Below are 4,729 nucleotides of genomic sequence, written 5' to 3'. Positions count from 1 at the left end.
TCCCAAAACGTTAAACGAACGCTCAAAGGCGACAACGGTCGAGCCATCGACAACACCCCACGGAACTCAGGGTGTTGCTCTCACCACCTGAACTCGCCCCCTAGGGTTGCGAGACGGCTTGGCTATGAGACGCTCGCTGCCAGAACGTGTCAGGGGTGTCTGGTCCGACGTACAAGCGGCGCTGCCGCTTAACTGCCGGTTGTCCCGGCGAAAGAAACGAGGCGCGAATTCTCAAAGCCGTCCCAGCCGTTATAGGCGAAGGCCTCGCTCGACGCCGCACTGTTCATGTGGCGATACACCGCCGAGAGCTCGGCGTCTGTGCCGTCAAAGAGCGCGGCGCGCGCGACTGCATCATCGAGCAGTGTGAGGAAGGCGGGCTCGGCCCTGGCCGAGTAGTAGAGGGCGAAGTTGGTGTACGCGCCGAGCTTTTCATTCTCGTCTTTGCCTGCGTTAGCGATGCCGCGGTAGACGTCGAACTCGACCAGGAGATTCGTGAGGTCCCGGGGCTGGCCACCACCGAGGAGGTCGAAAAGGTGTGCAGCCACGGGTTTGGCGGCCTCGATGACGCCGCTTCGCGTGCCTTCTTCGTCCTTCAGGAGCTCGGCTCGGGCGACCATGACTTCGGCCTTCCGAAGCAGCGATTTCCAGTAACCACCGTGCGTACTGATCGGGGTCAGGCGAGCCAGGATCGCCAGGTTCTCCCACTGCTTCTCGTGGACGAGAACGGCGCCGACAGCATAGAGGTGCATCAACACCTCCTTGTGGCCGAGAGGGAACCGGTTTGGCTGGCTGACGAAATCTTCGTCGACCGCCTCGTAGATGTCCCGGTAGCCCACCATCGCTCGGGAGAATGCCGCGCCTGCTGGGTAGCGAGAGGAAAGCGCGGCTATGATGTCCAGCCGGTCGAGCTGGTCGCTCAGCTCGGCCGCAACAGCCCTCGCGTCCTTCCCTGCTCCGGCATCGGCGACGGCGACCGCGTTACTGATCGTCTTCCGCAGAAGAAGATCGAGGCCGACTTCGTCGCCGCGGCGAATCAGCTCGGTGACCGCCGCGCCAAAGGACTCAGCGGGCATCTCGACGTTCACGTTCACGAACCCGCCTGGCTCGAAGGCCGGGGTTGCGATGCGGATCGTCTCGAAGATGTCTCGTCGCCATTCCTCCTTGCGTGCCGCGATTACCCGCTCGATGATGCCGCGCGCCTCGTGCTGATTCCATCGGACGCTCGAGGTGCCTCTACGCACGAAAACATCGGCGGCGCGCCAAATGGTGTTGTTCTCGTACTCGCCATCCTTCGGCATGATCCGCATGCCGTCCCGGTTCGAGCCGATGCCGATCAGGAGGAAGTCGTTGGACTCGATGCGGTGGAGGGCCGCACTTAGATCGATGGGTTCGCCTAGTACAGCTGCGACCTTAGACCGGATCTTCTGCTCATCGAAGTCACGGGCTTGCTCAGGTGCGAATGTGCCGCTCGGTGCCCCATGATCATCAGCGCCGACGACGATGTAGCCACCGTCGGAAAGCGACTCAATCGCGGCAATGTCTTTGCACAGCTCGACGCGATCGGATTTCTGCTGCGGATCCCACGTCGACTTAAACTCAAGGTCATCAGACTCGGCGCCGCGCGCGAGCAGTAGGCGGAGGCGATCAATGTCGACGCTCATGGGCATGGCTGCAGAATACAGCAGCGACAGGGCGGGCTGGGCAATCTAGCAACGTGGGATCTAAACGCCCAACCTCACCCGCGAACGAACGCTTCAGTAACAGAATTTCCAGAGGACCTGTTGGGCAAGACATCGCGGAGCGATGTCATACACGTCTTGCATCCCTAGGAATGCGAGGTGTCTCACCGAAGCCACCGGGGTCCTCCCGAGGTCCTGGGGATCTCGGTGCGCGGTCAATCTCGTCACTGCGCCGCATAACCTCCTGGTCAGTTATCCGCACTCACTGCTACTTATGAGGCGTCGACGACGTTGCAGGGAGGCCGGCACCGTACAGTCTCAGAAAGGTGCAGCTTTCTAAGACACCAGGCGCATCTGGTGTCGGCAGCCCACTCCCCCGCAATTCCGTGGCGCCCGAGCGTCTCAGAAAGTCGTCTCACCAAAGTTCGTGTCTCATGGCTCTAGATGGGGCTTTTCGAGGCAGAATGGGCCTATGAGATTGCTTGGCTACACCCGCATCAGCACCTCGAGCCAGGACGCTCAACTTCAGCTGGATGCGCTGGTCGCTGCCGGGGTGCAGAAACGAGACGTGTTCGCTGATGTCACGTCCGGGAGTAAGACCGCGATTGAGCGGCCGGGGATGAAGAAGCTGCTCGAGTATGCCGAGTCTGACGACACTGTCGTGGTGTGGCGGGTGGATCGCCTGGGACGCTTGTTGATCGATGTTCTGAACACGGTTACTCTGCTGCGGGAGCGCGGCGTGAATGTGCGGTCTATTTCGGACGGCATCGATCCAGCCACCACCACCGGCCGGCTCATGCTGAACATGTTGGCTACCCTCGCCGAATATGAACGGGAACTCATCGTCGAGCGCGTCACCGCGGGCATCGCGGCGGCTCGTCAATCCGGCACTCGCTTCGGCCGGCCCCTTTCAGACCCGGCCGTCATCGCCGACAAACTTGAGATCGCAACCGACGCTCGGGCGAAGGGGCGCACCGCTGAAGACGCGGCCCGCCTCGTGGGGTGGAGTCGAGCGACTCTCTACCGCCACCAACAAGCCTCCTCGTCCAGCGAGAGCGGCTCGATCTAGCCAGAGGGCCGTGAAACGATCGCTTTGCCTATGCGTGGAGGACCAGGGCCCACTGTCCAAGTTCGCAAGCGCTATCGGCGCCGATCGACACACGCCGTAGAGCTGGCATCAGATACGGACGGATACGTGACAGCTTGGCGCCGAGGACGTGAGATCAATCTTCACCCAACAACTCATTCTGAATCTCACAGACGATCAACGTTCACGTCCTGTGACTCACTCTCGATAAATGCCTACAGTCGGTGTCCGTGGCGAGCACTACTGTTCAACCATGACAAAGAAGGTATTCGTCGTTCATGGTCGCAACGAGGCAGCTCGCGACGCTATGTTCTCGTTTCTCCGGTCGATCGGCCTGCAACCGATCGAGTGGGACCAAGCGATTGCTGCCACCGGTCAGGGCTCTCCGTACATCGGGCATGTGCTGGATGTTGCTTTCGAGCAAGGTCAAGCTCTGGTGGTGTTACTCACTCCGGATGACGTTGCATACCTCCGCGACGAGTACTCGCACGGCGAAGCTGACCCGGAGACAACCCCTGCAGGTCAGGCTCGTCCGAATGTGTTGTTCGAAGCCGGCATGGCTATAGGGCGCCACCCGGATCGGACGATCCTCGTCGAACTTGGGACACTCCGTGCGTTCAGCGACGTCGCCGGGCGCCACGCCGTCCGCCTCTCCAACTCACCAGAAGCCCGTAAATCCCTCATCGAACGCCTGCGCACTGCCGGCTGCGATGTGGACACCTCCGGATCCTCCTGGTTCAAAGAAGGGGATTTCACACCCCCGCCATTACCCGGCGGAGGCTTCCCTGTCGGCAAACGAATCCCAAGCGGTGAACGACGGGGTCCTCATTTGGATGGGCGATGGCACTCATCAGGCGGCAACCGCTTCGATGACGTCCGGTTAACCAACAACGGAGCGGTGGCATTGTTCGACGTCGAGATCAGCGTGCCCAAGGAACTTCAGGGACACGTGCAGCTCCACGACAACGGGCCGTTGAAGAAGCTGCCGGTCGGTAAAACATTCACGGCGCACGCCTGGACGACCCAAAAGACAATGGGCCCGTCGGGACCCGCACAATTCGAGCTGCCGGTGACCGCACGCCTCGAGAACGGTGCGCCCTTCCAGCAAGACGTCTACTTCGATACGGCAGGTTGATTGTGGAAATTGGCTACACGTTACCGCTCGACGCAGACGGATACCTGCGACGGGAATGTCCGCACTGCGAGCAAGAGTTTAAGTGGCACCACGGCCCCACGCCGAATGCACCCGAAGACTTCGTTTACGACGCCGTCTATTGGTGCCCTCGATGCGGGCAGTCAGCCGCGAATGACCAGTGGTTTACTCAAGAGCAAGTGGAATTCCAGCAGGGCACCCTGGAGGCGGCCGCGCCCGATCTCATCAACGACATGCTCGCGGATGCTTTCAAACCGTCTCGCCGGAGTGGCATCACCTTCAAGCAACCTTCTCGCCAAGGATCGACTGGACAACCTGATCCTCTTGTAGAACCAGACGACATGGTGATTGTCGCACCGCCGTGCCATTCATGGGAACCAGTAAAAGTGCCCGAGGACGCCGAGATACCCTTTCACTGCCTCATCTGCGGTGCAGCGTACGCCGTCTGATGTCACGCTGACGGGCGGACAACCGAAGGCTCAAGACGGCCTGGCCTGTCGGTTTGGACTCTGAGATTCGGCGCAAAGTCCGGCAATCAATTGGAGGCGGACCCCATCCTGACGCGCTTGGTCACATACGTCTGACGTCAAGCTGGCCTGTACCCCAAAACGATGAGATGCCTCCGTGCAGACGTGTACCGACATCAATACAGACGACTTCTGCAACCAGGCCTCGCACCCGGGCTGCCAGATACGCCCCGTCCGCGCCTGTTGCGGTTCCGCATCGATATGCTCTGCGGCGGTGATCAACGAGGTCCGGGCGGCCGTGAGCGCCACGTCCAACGCGCCCAGGTGCGCCGCAGGGATCTGA

4 protein-coding genes are annotated in these 4,729 nt (G+C 61.0%); 3 read left to right on the top strand and 1 reads right to left on the bottom strand.

The features are described from left to right. Window positions 1-188: 188 nt before the first annotated feature. Window positions 189-1,667, bottom strand: a complete 1,479-nt coding sequence (locus E3O50_RS02530) for an ATP-binding protein (protein WP_134559666.1) — start codon at window positions 1,665-1,667, stop codon at window positions 189-191. A gap of 484 nt (window positions 1,668-2,151) precedes the next feature. On the opposite strand from E3O50_RS02530, the gene E3O50_RS02525 reads away from it, so the two are divergent. From E3O50_RS02525 to E3O50_RS02515, 3 genes are all read left to right on the top strand, one after another. Beyond that, complete coding sequence (locus E3O50_RS02525) at window positions 2,152-2,748, top strand: recombinase family protein (protein WP_134559664.1); 597 nt, start codon at window positions 2,152-2,154, stop codon at window positions 2,746-2,748. A 271-nt stretch (window positions 2,749-3,019) separates the two neighbouring features. Beyond that, window positions 3,020-3,901 carry a nucleotide-binding protein gene (locus E3O50_RS02520; protein WP_166790674.1) on the top strand — a complete coding sequence of 294 codons (882 nt, stop codon included), beginning with the start codon at window positions 3,020-3,022 and terminating at the stop codon, window positions 3,899-3,901. A 2-nt stretch (window positions 3,902-3,903) separates the two neighbouring features. Beyond that, on the top strand, window positions 3,904-4,368 hold the full coding sequence (locus E3O50_RS02515) for a hypothetical protein (protein ID WP_134559660.1): 465 nt from the start codon (window positions 3,904-3,906) through the stop codon (window positions 4,366-4,368). The last annotated feature ends 361 nt before the right edge of the window (window positions 4,369-4,729 follow it).

Source organism: Cryobacterium sp. MDB1-18-1, assembly GCF_004402735.1.
GTDB classification, from domain to species: Bacteria; Actinomycetota; Actinomycetes; order Actinomycetales; family Microbacteriaceae; genus Cryobacterium; species Cryobacterium glucosi.
The sequence above is the reverse complement of the archived record's forward strand: the minus strand, read 5'-3'. Positions and strand labels throughout refer to the sequence as shown.